Here is a 16,308-nt window from a genome sequence, read left to right as displayed (position 1 = left end):
CATGACCACCTGCCTTTGCCACGCCGGGCCGCCACATCATGAGCTGCCCGGGCGTCGATTGATCCTGCGGCCCACGAGCTTCAGGGCCGCGTGGTGTGCGCCTGTCTGGCCTGATCGTAAATATACATGAGCTGGCGCAGGTTCTCGGCGCTGGTGTAGTGATCGGTGAAGTCTGCGCGCGCGCGTGACCGGGCAGCCTGGCGGTCGGAGTCCAGAAACCGGCGAACGGCACGGATCAGATCGGCAGCGTCACCGGGCGTGAAATGCTCACCGGTCACGCCGGGCTTGATGAGATGCTGCATGGCCCCGACCCGGCTGGCGATCACCGGGAGGCCCACCGCCAGCGCCTCCACGATGGTCATCGGAAAGCCCTCGTACCACTCGGAGGGGAAGATCAGGCACTCGGCCCCGGCGGCGAGGGCCATGACCTCATCCCGTCCCCGCTGTCCCAGGTACGTGACGCCGGGCAGCTGACTTCCAGCCTGCTCGGCCTCGGCACGTAGCGGGCCGTCGCCGAGCACCTTGAGGGGCAGGTCGTGGCCGAGTTCCTTCCACGCGTCCAGGACGGTTCGGATGCCTTTTTCCGGGGTGAGCCGGCCGATGAACAGGGCGTACCCTCCCCCGCCCTGCCCCATGCCCGGATCGGGGGACAGGAAGTTCGGCTTGACGTGCAAGCGGCCCGCCGGCAGTCCCCCTTGGATGAACTTGTCGCGGGCAAAGTCCGTCAGGGCGATGTACGCGTCGACGTGATGCTGGTAGGTGCCCAGCATGCGGTGCGTGACCTGCATGGCCGCCACCGTCGCGGAGGCCCCGAGGCTGTTCCGGTAGCACCGGTAGCGCACGGCCGGGAGGGGCAGGCGGCCCACGCAGGCCTCACAGACGTGGCCATCACGGAACAGCAGCGCGTTGGCGCACAGCAGCCGGTAGTTGTGCAGGGTCTGCACGGTCGCCGCTCCGGCGGAGCGGACGGCACTGTACACCGCAGGGGACAGCAGCGGGAAGGTGTTGTGAAAATGGACGACATCGAACGCGCCGCGTCTCACTTCCTGAGCGAGCCTGGAGGCTGCGCCGGCATTCCAGACGGTGTGGGCCGCGAGCGTCAGTCTGGGTGTTTGAGAGACGTCGTCGTTGGTGACGGTGTATTCCTGCACGTAGTGACCGGCGCCGCTCAGCAGGCTGGATTCCGCCCGGAAGACGACGTCCTCGCCTCCCGGTTGCTGGTAAAAATTGTGCACCAACAGGATATTCACGTCGGCGCGTCGACCAGGGCGCGCTGGTAGAGCTGCAGGTAATTGGTGCCCATGCCCCGCTGGCTGAAGCGGTCGAACATGGTGGGCCGTTGCGCCAGCGCCTCAGCCGTGGCACCCTCAAGATCGTTGATCGCCAGGGCCAGCAGGGCAGCCAGGCCCTTCATGTCGCCGGCCTCCGCCAGCAGGGCGTACTCCCCGTGGAAGACTTCCTGCAGTCCGGCGATTTTCGTCGCGATGATGGGCACGCCGGCCATCAAGGATTCGACCGCCACCAACGACAGCCCCTCGAACCGCGACGGCATCAGGATCAGATCCTGGTTGCCGTTGTTGAGGTAGGCGGCCAGGTTCGGAATGGGCGGCCCTATCGTGATTTTCCAGGACGTGCGTTGCGTGGCCACCCAGTCCCTCAGGCCGCGCTCGAAGGTACCGCTGCCGGCAATGTGCAGCTCCACAGGCCGAGTGGTCAGGTGTGCGGCCTGCTCCACGATTTCCGGGATCAGATCCACGCCCTTCTGGTATTCGAAGCGACCTGCAAACAGAACGCGCACCGGAACGCCATCCCCGTTCAACGTGGCCGGGCCAGGGCCGCGCGGCTCGTCCCTGCTCACGCCGGCATAGATCACCTGGGATTGCTGCTCGGGCGTCCGGGGAATCCGGTAGGCGTCCTGGAAGCGCATCAGGCCGTCGAGCCCGCCCTTGGACACGGAGCCCACCCGGGCACCCCCGAGCCGGCGCTCCGCCCAGGCCCCGATGCGGGCCCACGCGGGCCACAGCGACGTGTTGTGGATGGTGCGCACCAGTTTCATCGGGCCGGGAAGACCGAACAGGGTCGCGCAGGCGTAGGTGGTTTCGGGAATCTCGGTGTGCAGGTGAATGATGTCCGGCCGGACACGCCAGATCAGTCGGTTGAGCCTCAGCCCCGCCACCATCGCGCCGCCGAGCTTCATGGGCACCATGGTGCCGGTGTACACCGGGATGTTGCAGGCCTGGAGCCGCAGGTAGAAGTCCCGGCCGATCTCGCTGCGCGGGCCGCCCTGAACCACGAAAAAGGTGAAGTCGACGTCCTGATGCAGCGATTCTGCAAGCGAGATGGCGACTTCTTCCGCTCCGCCGAGGGCCAGGTGGGTGATGACCTGTAACACCTTGGGTTTCCTGGTCACGCCCTCGCTCTGCACGGGTTCAGTATGCACCGGAGCCTTTGAGCACGACACTGAATGTGCGGATCAGGATGTACAGATCCAGCCAGATCGACCAGTTGCGCACGTAGTAGGGATCCCAGCGTTCCATGCCCAGGTTGCCGGATTCCGAGCGGCCCGAGACCTGCCACAGCCCGGTCATTCCGGGGTTCACCAGCAGCCGCAGTTTCTGGGTCTGGGGGGACAGCTGCTCATGGTGGTACTGCGGCAGTGGGCGCGGGCCCACCAGGGACATGTCACCGCGCAGCACGTTGATCAGTTGGGGCAGTTCGTCCAGGCTCGTCCGGCGCAGCAACCGGCCGATCCGGGTGATGCGGGGATCGTTGCGGAGCTTATAGTTCGCCTCCCATTCGGCACGCAGCGCAGGATCCGTGGCCAGCTTCTGCTGCAGCACACCCTCGGCGTCGGGCACCATGGTCCGGAATTTCCAGGCGGTGAAGGGAGCGTCGCGGAAGCCGACGCGCTTCTGGAAGAACACGGGATTGGTGCGGTCTTCCAGCCAGATCAGGCCAGCGAGCAGCAGGCACACGGGAAGCCACAGCGGCGCACTCAGGGTCACCAGCAGGATATCCAGGGTGCGTTTCACCCACTGTGCCGGGCCGTTCAGGAGGTTGCGGGCCACTTCGAGTCCCATGACACCCCCGAAATCACGTGTCTGGGCCCACATGCTCTCGACCTCGAACAGGTCGGGAATCAGGATGACCTTGGGATACGGAGCGAGCGGGCCTTCGAGCATTTCCACGAGCCGGTGCCGTCCCATACCGGGCATCGCCAGGATCGCCACGGGAACGTCCAGCGAACTCGCCGTTCCCCCGACGACCGGAACCGTGTGGATGCTGGTGCCCTGCAGGGCGTCGTTGTCATCGAAGACGGCCACCGGGCGGTAGCCGTATCCGGGATTGCCACGCAGCGCCTCGATGATCATGGTGCCGGTCATGGCCCCCCCGTACACGGCCACGGGGACGCCCCAGACGTTCCAGTGGATGAGGGCCGATTTCAGGATGGATCGGGTCACGACGATAAACGCCAGGGCGATCGGCATGGCAGCGAGAAGGATCAGGTGGAAACTCTGGGGTTCATCGTGGCTGATGTACATCGCGGCAGCAGTCGTCGCGAACACCACTCCCATCAGCTTGGACAGCCGTTCGAGTTGCGTGGGGGGGGACATGCCCCAGTCCGGGAGCAGGTGCAGGACGTTGGCACCAAGGAGCCACACGATCGAGATCAGGGTCAGCCACCCCGACGACAACGGGGCCAGGACGGCCTGACCGCACAGGGCGGAGACGAGCATGGTGGCAAGAATGATCGCGCAGAGGTCACCTGTTGCAACGGCGCAACCATTGAGAATCCGCCAGAGTTTCCACGGGCCGATGTCACGCCGGTTCAGGCCGAGCATCGTCTGGCGGAGGAGGGAAGGATTGCTGGTGGCCTGCATCTCGTGGCTCCTCAGGAAAAAGGCGAATCGGGTAGATGAGTGGACTTCCACTCGTGGTCTCTCGTGCCCTCACAGTGCGTGTGAGCTCGCTAAGGAATCGTAAACGAGGATCATGCGTCAGGCGAAAAAGTGTGACGACTGGAGAGGGAGTAACAAGCGTTCACGCTGCCCACCACCGTTCATGCTGGCGGGTGACAGCATCGTACCGACGACTGTGAGGGAAGCGTTTTTTTCGACTCATGCGGCCATGAGAAGAACGCGCTTTGCCCGGTTTTCCTGCCGGGAGTGTGATCCAGCCAGCCCGCGGCACTCCCTTGGTCACCCCATTGGGGGCATGCACCAAGCAGGACTGCACGTCAATGGTCTGATCTGAATCTGACCAGCATTTCGAAGTGGCCGCAGATGGCTGAGACCGAAATGGCCATCCAGTCGCGTGAAACTCGGCATTGGCCGCTTCAGGCCCAAGTGAAATCGAACCATCATGTCTAGACAGCTCTCTTTTGCCCGACATCATCCTTTCTGTTGATGACAACGAAGGTTACGGGAATCCGGTCTCTTCAACCGATCCGGACGTATGAGAACTGTTACATGAGGAGGCGACTCGATGATAAAGCAACGTCGAAACATCGAAGGTTACCAACACAACAGAATCGTCAATTCAGACGTCCTCATCTTTGCTCACATACAACAAACTCCACATTCCGCTGTACATAAAGCTTTCACAACGTTTGGTTAAGGTACGTCACAGGGCATCTGAAGGTCTTATGAAGACTTTCAAGAACCCCATCCCCGTCCTCAGAAGTGCGCCACCCAAATTCAACATCTTTCCCTTCTGAGCCAGTGGCCCCGCGCCAGACGTATCGAGAGGACACCACATGACCCACATCTCCCCTGCCCGCTTCCGCACCGCCCTCCTCCTCCTGGTTCCCCTGGCCATGGCCGCCTGCTCGCAGTCGCCCAGCGTCCCCGAGGCATCCGCCGTGAGCGGTGATCAAGCTGGCCTGGCCGACTCCCCCTACGACGGGATCGACCGTTCCTGGGAAGCGACCGACAACGGTCTGGGTGACCTCAGCGCCCTCGCGCTCACCTCCGGCACCAACCAGCTGTCCAGCCTGGGCTGGACCTCGGCCAAGAGCGGCTGGGGCCCAGTCGAGCGCAACAAGAGCAACGCCGAAGTCAAATCAGGCGACGGCCGAACGCTGACCCTGAACGGCAAGACCTACTCGACGGGGCTGGGCACGCACTCGAACTCCACCGTCACCTTCGCTCTGAACGGCCAGTGCGCCACCTTCGCCAGCGACATCGGCCTTGACGACGAGGTCGGCACCAAAGGCACAGCGGTCTTCCAGGTGTGGGCCGACGGCACCAAACTCTACGACTCCGGCAAGATGACCGGTTCGAGCAGCACCAAGTCCGTGAGTGTCAGCGTCTCCGGTAAGAAGGAACTCAAGCTCGTCGTGACAGACGCCGGCGACAACAACTACTACGATCACGCCGACTGGGCGAACGCCCGCGTGCTCAGCTGCACGGCCACCAGCTCGGGTGGGGCGCCCGCCCCCACACCGAGCCCGGCGCCCACGCCCTCCCCGACCCCCAGCGGGAACGTGAGTTACAAGGGGCCGCTGGTCATCACCAAGGGTGGCACGTACACGGGCAACTACCAGAGCACCAACCCCAACGTCCCGGCCATCACCGTCAAGACCACGGAACCCGTCACCATCGAGAACGCCACCGTCAAAGGCCCCGGCAACCTCATCAGCGGCTTTCACATGAACCTGACCCTGCGCAACACCAAGGGCTACGGCGTGAATCCCAACATTGCCGGTCGCGCGATGGGCCGCTTCCTGAACTCCGAGGACACCGTCAACCTCAACGTGTACAACAACTACATGGAAGGCACCGGCGGCATCTACGTGCGCAACTTCATCGGCAACAGCGGCGCCGGCCAGACCATCAAGATCCTGCGCAACAGTGTCCGCAACATCGACGGCCGCAAGAGCAACGGCAGCGGCGGGTACCAGAACGCCTTCGTGCGCTACCAGTTCGTGCAGTTCAACACCGCCCGCAATCTCCGCAACGCGGAGATCGGCTGGAACCAGGTGATCAACGAACCCGGCAAGAGCGCGCTGGAAGAGAACATCAACATGTACCAGTCCACCGGCACCTCCGCGAGCCGCGTCAAGATCCACGACAACATCATCTGGGGCGCCTACGCCATCAATGCGGCCACGGACAAAGGCTTCGCGGGCGGCGGCATCCTGCTCGGTGACGGCAATGCCAAGAGCGCCAGCACGGCCGGTGGCTACTTCGAGGTGTACGGGAACACGATCATCAGCACCAGCAACCAGGGCATCGGGATCGCCGGGGGGCACGACCACAACGTGCACGACAACCGGGTGCTGTCGAGCGGGCTGCTGCCCAACGGCCAGAAGATCGCGGCGCAGAACGTCGGCATCTACGTCTGGGATCAGCAGGGCTCGAAGTCGGGCGGCAACTGGTACAACAATACCGTGCACGACAACAAGATCGCCTGGATGCGTTACAGCAGCACCGGTGCGAAGTCCCTGGGCAACACCTGGCTGCCTGACTGCACCTCGGGGTTGTGCTACAACAACACCGCGCTGACCACGCTCGCGACCCTCGCCACGGAAGCGGCCGAGTTCGCCGCCTGGCAGAGCCGCGCCATCTCGGCCAGCCAGAAAGCCGGCACGAACTGAGCGCAGGCTCCTTGGGCAAGATCGACCTGATGTCAGACCCCCAGCCAAGGCTGGGGGTCTGACTTTTCCGGTGATCAAGGCCCCTCCGGCCGGGCAAGGCCAGGCATCACGGCCTTGCTGGGAAAAGAACGGACTCAACCGAGCTCAGTGCCATGCCTCAGAAGTGCCATGACAACTGGCAGGTCAAGCGCCCTGGTGAGCTGGCTGACATGCTCAATGCCGTTCCTACTCCGCCTCTCCAGACACCGATCTGTTCTCCACTGCCTTCTTAGGTGACATGACGGGCAGACACGTTACCGTTCAGCGCCCGCGCCGGGAACTTTACGGGTGCCCGGCCTCCTTACGCCTTGCAGCAGGTTTCAGTTCAGCGGCGACCAGCACGGTAACTCTCCAGCGTGGACTGGGTGAACTGTGCCGGGGTGTGGTCGACCTGGAAGCGGGCGGTCTGCGTGCGTGGTGCGAGGCTGGGAACCTGACGCAGGGCCTCCGCCAGGGCCGTGGCATCCTCCGGGGCACACAGGACGCCGAGGTCATAGGCCTGGACGGTCTCGGTCAGCACGCCCACGTCCGATGCGATGACGGGCACACCCAGTGAGGCGGCAATCAGCAGCGGCCCGCTCTGCCCGGCGAACACGCGGCGGTAGGGCAGCACGACCGCATCAGCGGCGACGAAATACCCCTCGACCTCGTCATCCGGCACGAACTCGACCCGGAAGTGCACGCGGTCGGCCACACCGTGCTCCTGTGCCAGGTCAACCAGGGCCTGCGCGTCAAAGCTGCGGGCTGGCCCCACGATCAACAGGTGGTAGGCCTCCGGAAGCTCGGCGAGGGCACGAATGGCGACGTCGCTGCCCTTGTCGTGCCGCGTGCCGCCGAACGCCAGGAGGGCAATGGCCGTGTCCGGCAACCCCAGATCCGCACGCCGGGCACGACGAGCCGCCGTACGCGCCTCGCCACTGAGCCGTGGCGGCTCGGCGAAATACGGTACCGCGTCGACCGCGAGGCCCGGCACCTTGGATTGCAGCTGGGCGGCCAGGGCGCGCGAGTGCACCATGATCCTCACGCCGAGAGCGCCCAGCAGGCCCACGATCAGCCGGTGAAAGCCTTCGGCCAGCGGGTGGCCCGGGGGGGACTTGTAGGCCCGCAGGAAGTAGAGCCAGTGCAGCGTGGCACGCACCCGGATGCGGCCCAGGCGCACCTTCATGGAGGCGAGGGCAATCAGGAAGGACTGGGTGTAACTGTCGAGGTAGAGCAGGTGGACGACGTCGGCATCTTGGGCACGGGCCAGGGCCAGGGCAGCGCGAAAAAACCGGATGTTCACCTGTTCCCGGGTGCGACGGGACAACTTGTAATATGCCTCCGCCCCAGAAGCGTACAGGGGCAGAACGTCGGTCTGCACCTGTGGAACCTGAGCGTGAACGGCGTCCACCAGCTGGCTCGACCCGATGACCTGTACCTGACAGCCCTGGGCGACGAGTCCGGCGGCCAGCACGGCGGCGTAACCTGTGTGATGGCCGGTGTCCAGCGGATCAATCAGCGCGACGCGGCGGGGGAAGGCGGGCGCGGTGTCATTGTGCGCCGGTATGGAAGGCCGGCCAGCCCCCCGCGAACGCACGAAGGCGAGCGGCCGTTCCAGGCCGGCCCGGAGCGCGCGGCGGCGTTCCAGAGGAATCAACCAGCCGGAAATGAACCGTACCCATTCGAAGGCCCGTGGCCGGGCACGGGCAAACGCTGCCAGCAGGGGCAGGGCGGCCGAGGCATCTCGCTTGAGCTGCGCGGCGGTGCTCACGTGCGAGTTCAGGAACGCCGCGAAGGCTTTGTCCGACATGGTGCCGCGGCGCAGGTGCCCCTGCGCCCAGGCCAACGAGAAGCGCCAGTCCAGCGAGCGGCTGACCGAGGCCCGTGGCTCCTCGTAGTACCAGATGGCCCCCACATCCGCGCTGTAGGCGAGGTGCACGCCCGGCCGGGCTGCCGCGCGCAGCAACCAGTCCCAGTCCTGGTGTTTGGGGAGCCCCGGATGGAAGGGCACGTCGAGCAGCAGGTCACGGGACGTGAAAAGCAGGCTGCTGACCAGACCGCTGGCCTTCTCGGAGGCCGTACGGCGGGCCAGGACATACTCGCCGAGCGGTTCCCCTGGCTCCGGTCGGCGCGGCGGCATGGCCGTGTCCCCACGGGGTGTCCGTTCGATCCAGGGGCAGGCGACGATCACCCTCGGGCCTTCCTGCGCGGCCACCGCCAACTGCTGCTCCAGCTTGACGGGAAGCCACTCGTCGTCATCGTCCAGCAGGGCAATCCATTCGGCCCGGGCCGCGCGGATCCCGAAATTGCGGGCCTCGCCGCCCCCGACCGAGTGCGGCAGCGCGATCACATGAACCCGCGCGTCCGCTTCGGTCACGGCGTTCAGGGCGTCGAGGGTCGGGGTATCGGGGCCATCGACGACCACAATCACCTCGATGTCCCGGAGGGTCTGACCCAGGGCGGTGCGCAGGGCGCGCGACACGAGCAGGTGTGGACGGCCCCGCGTGGGGATGACCACGCTCACACGCGGGCTGGCAGAAGAAGGAAGAGGAGGGGATGTCATGAGATCGAACCCAGGCTACCCCGCGCCGGATCACGATCGCGTCTCACTCCTGGAACCACTGGCCCTCCCCAACTCCATCCACGCACACCGGCCTCCCGCTTACGGAGAGGCGAAACTGCTCGAGCCGGAACGCACGGAGATCGCACCGGCCGAGGAAAAATGCTCCATCAGGAACAGGCAGGCGTCCGTGGGATCCAGGGAATACAGCTGGTCGCCGCTGGCCCAGTTGCCGAGCATGCCCGCTGGATGTGGGCGAGACAGCTCGCTGTCGGCCCGCGCCGTGCCCACGCGCCCAGGCGCAGCGTCGTCAAGCAGATCCAGGTGAAAGCGGGCCGAGATGAAGTCGCAGTCGTATTGCCTGCGGTACCGGTCGCACAGTCCCAGCGTGAGCTGCTCGATCAGCTCTTCGGTCGTGGGCTCCTCGGACTGGCCCAGCGTGGTGGTCAGGCCCTGGAGCGGCGCGGCGTCCTGATCCACGGTGAAAATGATGTTGAGCAGCTTGTTCACCTCGTAGACGTACGAGGCATGAATGACGTTGGACAGGCCCAGCAAGCGGGAGTACAGGTACTCGGCCGGATTCATCACCTGCGCGATCTGGCCGCTGGTGTGGTCGTTGACCAGAAAGACGTAGTCGGGCAGTTCCTGTTCGAAGAACAGATTCACGTCGAGCTGGTTGCGCAGGTTCAGTTCATGGGCTTCACGGATGATCACGTTGCGGTACCCGCCCAGGTGAAGTTTGCGGCAGAGCATGCGGCCCAGGGGGCTGTCATGCCCGGCCACATATATTCGTGCGTCCAGCGGAAGTCGCATGCTCATGTGCCAGCAGTGTGCCCATTCCAGCGTTACCTCGCCGTTAAAGTGACGCCCATACGGCGCGTCCGCCGGTCATGCCCTCTTGAACCGCCGCGGGTGATTCTCCCAGGACGGCCGTTTGCATTCCCGTAACGTGGCGGCGTCTACGCTGCCTGAATGATGAGCTCCCCGCACCGCCTTCCGACAAGGCACCGGTTCCCTGGCGCGGTTCGCTCCTGATGCAGGTGCTGCATCTCAATACCTCTGACGGTGGTGGTGGCGCGGCACGCGGCGCGTACTGGCTTCACCAGGCACTCTCCCAGCGGATCACGTCACGCATGCTCGTTCAGGACAAGGTCACGACCGACGATCAGGTGATCCACTACGGCACCACCCTGATGGCCCGTGTGGCCCGCCGGGCCGAACGCCTCCCGCTGCGCTCCTACCCACAGGCGCAGGGCCTGTTCTCCACGGCGACGCTGCCCCGGCTGGTGCACCGCCGGGTCAACGCGCTCCGGCCTGACGTGGTCAATCTGCACTGGATCAACGAGGGGTTCGTCACGCCGGAGAATGTGCGCCGCATCGCCGCGCCGGTCGTGTGGACGCTGCGGGACGTGTGGCCCATGACGGGCGGCTGTCATTACACCCGCAGCTGCGAACGCTTCACCGCCTCATGTGGACGCTGCCCAGCCCTCGGTTCCGACCGCGAGAATGACCTGTCCAGGCGGCTGTGGCACCGCAAGGAACGCGCCTTCAAAGGCCTGAACCTGACCTTCGTGGCGCTCAGCGAGTGGATTGCCCGCGAGGCGCGCCGCAGCACCCTGCTGCGGGAGCACGAAACCCTCGTCATTCCGAACGCACTGGACGTCGAGCGCTTCAAGCCGCAGTCCAGGGTGGAGGCCCGCGTGGCGCTGGGGCTGGATCCGGAGCGCCGTTCCATCCTGTTCAGTGCCATGAACCCGCTTGAGGATCACCGCAAAGGGTTTCCTCAGCTGCGCGAGGCCCTGGAGATCCTGGCCCGCCGCCCCGACGCCGATCGGCTGGAACTGCTCGTGGGCGGCCCCGTCTATGGTGACCTTCCCGAGATGCCCATTCCGACCCGGTTCCTCGGCATGATCAATGACGACCGCACCATGGGCCAGCTGTACGCGGCGTCCGAGGTGACGGCCATGCCCTCACTGGAAGAGGCCTTCGGGAAGGTCGCCATGGAATCCATGGCCTGCGGCACCCCCGTTGTATGCCTCCGGGGGACGGGAACGGCCGAGATCGTCACGCACCTCGAACATGGATATCAGGCTGTCCCACTCGATATCGCCGACCTCGCGGCCGGTCTCGAATATGTGCTGGATTCGCCGGATCCAGAGCGACTGGCCACGCAGTCCCGGGCGCATGTCATGAAAACGTATACCTTCGACCAGCAAGCTCAGGCGTATCTCGACCTGTACCAACGCCTGTTGCCGGCGACCAGGTCAGACCGCGCGGCGCGGCACGACGCTCCATTCAACTATGATCAGGATGCGCGTGAGTAGCCTCAAGTCAAAAACAGTCAATGCCATCAAGTGGAGTTATTTCTCCATGTTTACCAGCCTGAGCCTGCAACTGTTCTTCGCGGCGATCCTGTCGCGTCTCCTGACCAAGGAACAGTTCGGGATCTGGGCGACGGCATCGCTGCTCCAGCGGTTCGGACAGTTCATCGCGGACCTTGGGATCGGTCAGGCCATCGTGCAGAAGTCCTCCCTGAGTCAGGACGACATCCGGGCCGGGCTCACCTCGTCGATGGCGCTGGGCCTCGTCGCCACCGCTCTGGCGTGGCTGGCGGCGCCCTTCGCAGCGGAATTCTTCAAGAACCCGGATGTCGCGCCGGTGTTCCGCGGGTACGCGTGTGTATACGTGCTGTACGGCGCGAACACGCTGTCGGCCAGCCTGCTCCGGCGGGCCCTGCGCTTCAAGCCGCTCGTCACGGCGGAACTCAGTTCGTACATCCTCGGGCACGGCCTGCTGGGCCTGGGCGCGGCCTATCTCGGCTACGGCGCGCAGAGCCTCGTGATCAGTGCCGTCGCGCAGGGCCTGATCCAGCTCGTGATCCTGTACTCGGCCACCCGGCACACGCTGCGGCCGATCTTCCGCGTGTCGGCCTACCAGGGTCTGTACACCTTCGGGATGCGGGCCACGGTGATCAACTTCCTGGAGTTCATCAGCGCCAGCCTGGACACCTTCCTGATCGCGAAGTTCTACTCGAAAGCGGCACTGGGCACCTACAGCCGGACGTTCAGCACGCTGGCCATGCCCGCCACGAACTTCGCCATGAGCCTCTCGAGGGTACTGGCGCCATCGTTCAGTGCCGTGCAGGATGAACCCGAACGCCTGCGCCGCGCCTATCTGTCGGGCCTGCGCGCGATGGCACTGGTGATCTTCAGCGCCGCCGGCTGCATCATCATCGACGCGCCCGAAATCGTGAAGGTCATGCTCGGCCCCCAGTACCTCGATTCCATCACGCTGATGCAGACCTTCGCGCTGTTTATTCCCTTTGCCGTCCTCACCAACCTCTCGGCCGTGCTGGCAGAGGCCACGGCACGCCTGAATGTGAAGATCGCCATTCAGGCGGTGTACTTCGTCGCCCTGGCCACAGCCTTCTGGACGACCTACCGCCTGGGCGGGCAGGTTGAACAGATTGCCATCGTGCTCGTGGCAGCCAGCATGGTGCGTAGCGTCGCCTACGCCTTCGTGGCCCGCCAGATCATCGGAGGCAGCGGCCGTGAGATTGCCCTGTCGTACGGGCTGGGCGGCCTCTATTTCGTGGGCTCGGCCCTGCTGACAGCCGCCGTCGTCTTCACCCTCAGGGCCATCAATGTTCCCCTCCCGCTCCTGTTCGTAACGGAACTCCTCCTCGGTGCGGCCGTGCTGGCGGGTGTCGTTCTGCTCGGGCCGCCCAGCGAACTGCAGCAGATGGCGCGCACCAGTCTGCAGCAACTTCGGGGCAGACTGGCCGGCACCCCTGGCTGAGCCTTTTCGAAAGCCCAGTGTGAGGCCGCGCCAGCCATCTGCGAGCGCGGCTTCATCCATGCGGAGTCCGTTCTGCTCGGACAATCCAGCCAACGATTGCGAAGGTCAGTGACCTCAAGGAAGTGGGGCGCCATCCAATGGCTCGCAGGCGCCGGGTCGGGGAGTCGGGCCACGCAGAGACCTACGGCGTCCCGCTTACATCACCGCTCTGGAATCCGCCGAACCTCGACCACTTCTGCCCGGTGAAGTGCCTGAGAGTCACCTGAGGTCAGATTCCGTTTTCAATCTGAAGTCACCCGGCCAGGTCAGGCGAGTTGGCAGACGCTTGGAGCCACTTAGCACGCCACATTCAGCATGTATGGCGTCACGGTACACCCGACTGGCGGTTGTCAGATTGCACCTCAAGAATCCAAGTATTTATCCAGCCCATGACACGCCCCTGAATGGGGGACGCCTGGAGCCATGAAATCGGGAAATGTCGGCTCAGACGTCATCCCCGGCCGTTTGCCCTGGAAACGGGCAATGACGACACGCTGGATTCCTGACAGGCTTCTGACGGCCCAATCTCACCTTCTTAACGAAGTGAAGCATGACGAGGAACCCTCTCCACTCCGTTCCAGTGGGAACGCAGCCTGAGCGCGTGGCTCCCATCTTCACGCACGAGGACTTCATGAAGCTTTCTTCAGCCCACTCTTAATGTGATGAAAGTGTCGTGAAGCGTTGAGCATCATGAACCCGTCAGAGAGCAGACGCATCCGCGTCATCCGAGACCTATCACCGAAACGGCAAACCTTCCGTGAGGAAGGGACGCAAAGCCACGGAACTCGCTCATCGAGTCCGCCGGGCTACCGAAGGAAGGTACCTCATGAACGTTTTCCGCTCTTCCCGTGCCCCTGTTTCTGCCACGCTGCTCGCCTTCACACTCGCAATGTCCCTGGCCGCCTGTTCCAGTTCCACTCCGGACGTCCCCGCGGAAGCCAGCGTCCCGGCGGCCGAGGACGCCACGCTGCCGACCGGCGCGGACGTGACCACGGACACGCCCCTCTACGCGGAAGCCCTCGCCCTCAAGAGCGGCGACAATCCCCTGAGCGGCGCCATCTGGACGTCCGCCACCAACGGGTACGGCCCAGTCGAACTCAACAAGAGCAACGGCCAGAACGTGGCCGGTGACGGCCGCAACCTCACCCTGGCCGGGAAGACGTACACCACCGGCTACGGCGTGCACGCCAATTCGAAGATCACCTTCGCCCTGGACGCCACCTGCACCAGCTTGACAGCGGATATCGGTGTTGACGACGAGGTGGGCACGAAGGGCTCGGTCATCTTCCAGGTGTACTCCGACAGCACGAAACTGTACGACTCCGGCATCATGACCGGCGCCAGCGCGACCAAGAGCATCAAGGTCGACCTCACCGGCCGGAGCACCATGCAGCTCGTGGTCACGGACGCCGGCAACGGCAACGCCTCCGACCACGCCGACTGGGCCACGCCCATCCTCCACGGCTGCGCGCCCATCGCCACAGCGCCGACGGCCACCGCTGCCGATGTGGCCGGCACGACCTACGTGAAACTCGTCACGGAAGGCCACGACTTCACCGTGACGGGCACCCAGACGGTGCGCTACGGCGTGGATACCCGCTGGGCCTACAAGTCCGTGACGGGCACCGGCACCTGCAACAACCTGTTCTTCGGCAGCGATCCCGCAAAATTCGTGAACAAGAGCTGTTACCTGGTGGTTCCGCCGGCCACGGTACCGGCACCCACCCCCACGCCCGCACCCACCCCGGCTCCGACGCCCGCTCCCACACCGACGCCTGCTCCCGCACCGGCTCCGACACCCGCGCCCGATCCTGTTCCCGCGCCGACGCCGGCCCCTGATCCCACGCCGGCACCCGCACCTGCTCCGGCGCCTACGCCCGCGCCTGATCCCACTCCGGCTCCGACGCCCGCTCCCGCACCGACGCCCGCGCCCACCCCGGCTCCGACGCCCGCACCGGCTCCGGCTCCGGCTCCCACCGTCCTGACCTACGCCGCCCCGATCACCATCACCAAGGGCGGCACGTATACCGGAGCGTGGGAGAGCCTCAACCCGGCGGTTCCCGCCGTGACGGTCAAGACGACGGAACCCGTCATCATCGAGAACTGCTCGGTGCGCGGCAAGGGCATCCTGATCTCGGCCCCGTGGTCCAATGCCACCCTGACCGTGCGCGGCTGCACCGGACAGGGCCTGAACCCGAATGACGTCACCCGCACGCCCGGCCGGTTCGTCAGCGCCGAGGGCTTCGTCTCCATCCTGATCGAGCGCAATACCTTCGCCAACACCAGCGGGATCTACCTCAACGCCTGGCGGGGCACGGCGGCCACCCCCACCACGATCACCGTGCGCCAGAACGTCGCCCGTGACATCGAAGGCCGCTACAGCGACGGCCACGGTGGGTTCCAGAACGGCAAGTTCTACCGCGTGCAGTTCGTGCAGCTGAACGCCGTCCAGAATGCCCCCCGCGTGGACATCGGCTGGAACCGCGTCGATGAAACGCCCCGCGCCTCCCACGTCGAAGACACCGTGAACCTGTACGCCTCCAGCGGCGTGGCCGGCAGCCCGATCCGCGTCCACCACAACCTGATCAACGGAGCGTACGCCGGTGATCCCTCGGCCAGCTACACCGGCGGCGGCATCATGCTCGGCGACGGCGGCGGCGCATACCAGGAAGCCTCGGACAACGTCATTCTCGAAACCAGCAACTACGGCGTCGCGGCGGCCGGCGGCAACTACCTCACCATCAAGAACAACGTGGTGCTCGGCACCGGGAAGCTGGCAGACGGCACCTTGCTCGACGCTGACACCGACGCTGGAATCTACATCCGCAACTACTCCGGCGACCCCGCGCACATCGCCTCGAGTGTCGTGGCCTCGGGCAACACGGTCGGCTGGGGGAACCCCTCGACCAGCAACCCCAACGCCCGCTGGGACCTGTCGATCAGCGCTTCGGCCGGCGTGGACGGCGGGAACACCCGGGTCGGCCCGACCAACCAGGCGATCGCGCTCAGCAGCCTTGCGGCGGCCATCAGCGCCTGGGAACTGCGCGCCACGACGGCTGGCCTGCCGATCGGGATTCCCTGAACCAGGTCTGAGCGTCGCCCCAGGGCGGCAGGTGCAGTCCCACCACGGGACAGCGCACCTGCCGCCCAGTTCTTTGTGCCAGCAGCCCTGAATCAGATCTTCATGAGTCCAGGGGTGCCGCGCAGTGCAACGATGCTGTTACGCCGGGCTCGGCATGCTGCGCAGGAATGGGACGGCGAGCGATCTGACTCGCACATTCCGGACGCAAGCGGC

Annotated in this window: 9 protein-coding genes and 1 riboswitch; of the genes, 4 read left to right on the top strand and 5 right to left on the bottom strand. The window is 65.1% G+C overall.

What is annotated here, in order from left to right; translation table 11 throughout:
• Positions 1-80: 80 nt before the first annotated feature.
• From E7T09_RS09465 to E7T09_RS09455, 3 genes are read right to left on the bottom strand one after another with little or no spacing between them, the layout of a single operon-like run.
• On the bottom strand, positions 81-1,235 hold the full coding sequence (locus E7T09_RS09465) for a glycosyltransferase (RefSeq protein WP_240741714.1): 1,155 nt from the start codon (positions 1,233-1,235) through the stop codon (positions 81-83).
• Positions 1,236-1,246: 11 nt separating this feature from the next.
• Positions 1,247-2,425 (bottom strand): glycosyltransferase, encoded by a 1,179-nt coding sequence (locus E7T09_RS09460; protein WP_168734784.1) that lies wholly within the window; start codon positions 2,423-2,425, stop codon positions 1,247-1,249.
• A gap of 4 nt (positions 2,426-2,429) precedes the next feature.
• The gene (locus tag E7T09_RS09455) at positions 2,430-3,881 is read right to left on the bottom strand and encodes an exopolysaccharide biosynthesis polyprenyl glycosylphosphotransferase (protein WP_240741713.1); all 1,452 of its coding nucleotides are present in this window, start codon (positions 3,879-3,881) and stop codon (positions 2,430-2,432) included.
• Positions 3,882-4,756: 875 nt separating this feature from the next.
• On the opposite strand from E7T09_RS09455, the gene E7T09_RS09450 reads away from it, so the two are divergent.
• Complete coding sequence (locus E7T09_RS09450; RefSeq protein ID WP_136388911.1) at positions 4,757-6,598, top strand: NPCBM/NEW2 domain-containing protein; 1,842 nt, start codon at positions 4,757-4,759, stop codon at positions 6,596-6,598.
• Between the two features lie 364 nt (positions 6,599-6,962).
• Here E7T09_RS09450 and E7T09_RS09445 read toward each other — a convergent pair whose 3' ends face one another.
• Together E7T09_RS09445 and E7T09_RS09440 are read right to left on the bottom strand one after the other, a co-directional pair.
• Positions 6,963-9,179 carry a glycosyltransferase gene (locus E7T09_RS09445; protein WP_136388910.1) on the bottom strand — a complete coding sequence of 739 codons (2,217 nt, stop codon included), beginning with the start codon at positions 9,177-9,179 and terminating at the stop codon, positions 6,963-6,965.
• Positions 9,180-9,278: 99 nt separating this feature from the next.
• Positions 9,279-9,995, bottom strand: coding sequence for an NAD-dependent epimerase/dehydratase family protein (locus E7T09_RS09440; protein ID WP_136388909.1), 717 nt, complete (start codon positions 9,993-9,995; stop codon positions 9,279-9,281).
• Positions 9,996-10,210: 215 nt separating this feature from the next.
• Between E7T09_RS09440 and E7T09_RS09435 the strand changes: the two genes are divergently transcribed.
• From E7T09_RS09435 to E7T09_RS22085, 3 genes are all read left to right on the top strand, one after another.
• Positions 10,211-11,500: a glycosyltransferase gene (locus E7T09_RS09435; protein WP_136388908.1), complete on the top strand. Its 1,290-nt coding sequence runs from the start codon at positions 10,211-10,213 to the stop codon at positions 11,498-11,500.
• Positions 11,493-12,974 (top strand): lipopolysaccharide biosynthesis protein, encoded by a 1,482-nt coding sequence (locus E7T09_RS09430; protein WP_168734783.1) that lies wholly within the window; start codon positions 11,493-11,495, stop codon positions 12,972-12,974. The genes E7T09_RS09435 and E7T09_RS09430 overlap by 8 nt, the downstream gene beginning before the upstream one ends.
• 774 nt (positions 12,975-13,748) lie before the next feature.
• A riboswitch (cyclic di-GMP riboswitch) is annotated at positions 13,749-13,827 on the top strand.
• A gap of 12 nt (positions 13,828-13,839) precedes the next feature.
• Complete coding sequence (locus E7T09_RS22085) at positions 13,840-16,095, top strand: NPCBM/NEW2 domain-containing protein (RefSeq protein ID WP_240741712.1); 2,256 nt, start codon at positions 13,840-13,842, stop codon at positions 16,093-16,095.
• Positions 16,096-16,308 lie beyond the last annotated feature (213 nt).

It is taken from the genome of Deinococcus sp. KSM4-11 (assembly GCF_004801415.1).
In the GTDB taxonomy this organism is placed as follows: Bacteria; Deinococcota; Deinococci; order Deinococcales; family Deinococcaceae; genus Deinococcus.
This window is presented reverse-complemented; position numbering and strand designations above follow the sequence as displayed.

Excerpts from the sequence above, each read along its gene's own strand:
- E7T09_RS09455 (WP_240741713.1), bottom strand. The coding sequence starts at position 3,881 with ATGCAGGCCACCAGCAATCCTTCCCTCCTCCGCCAGACGATGCTCGGC.
- E7T09_RS09450 (WP_136388911.1), top strand. The coding sequence starts at position 4,757 with ATGACCCACATCTCCCCTGCCCGCTTCCGCACCGCCCTCCTCCTCCTG.
- E7T09_RS09445 (WP_136388910.1), bottom strand. The coding sequence starts at position 9,179 with ATGACATCCCCTCCTCTTCCTTCTTCTGCCAGCCCGCGTGTGAGCGTG.
- E7T09_RS09440 (WP_136388909.1), bottom strand. The coding sequence starts at position 9,995 with ATGAGCATGCGACTTCCGCTGGACGCACGAATATATGTGGCCGGGCAT.
- E7T09_RS09435 (WP_136388908.1), top strand. The coding sequence starts at position 10,211 with ATGCAGGTGCTGCATCTCAATACCTCTGACGGTGGTGGTGGCGCGGCA.
- E7T09_RS22085 (WP_240741712.1), top strand. The coding sequence starts at position 13,840 with ATGAACGTTTTCCGCTCTTCCCGTGCCCCTGTTTCTGCCACGCTGCTC.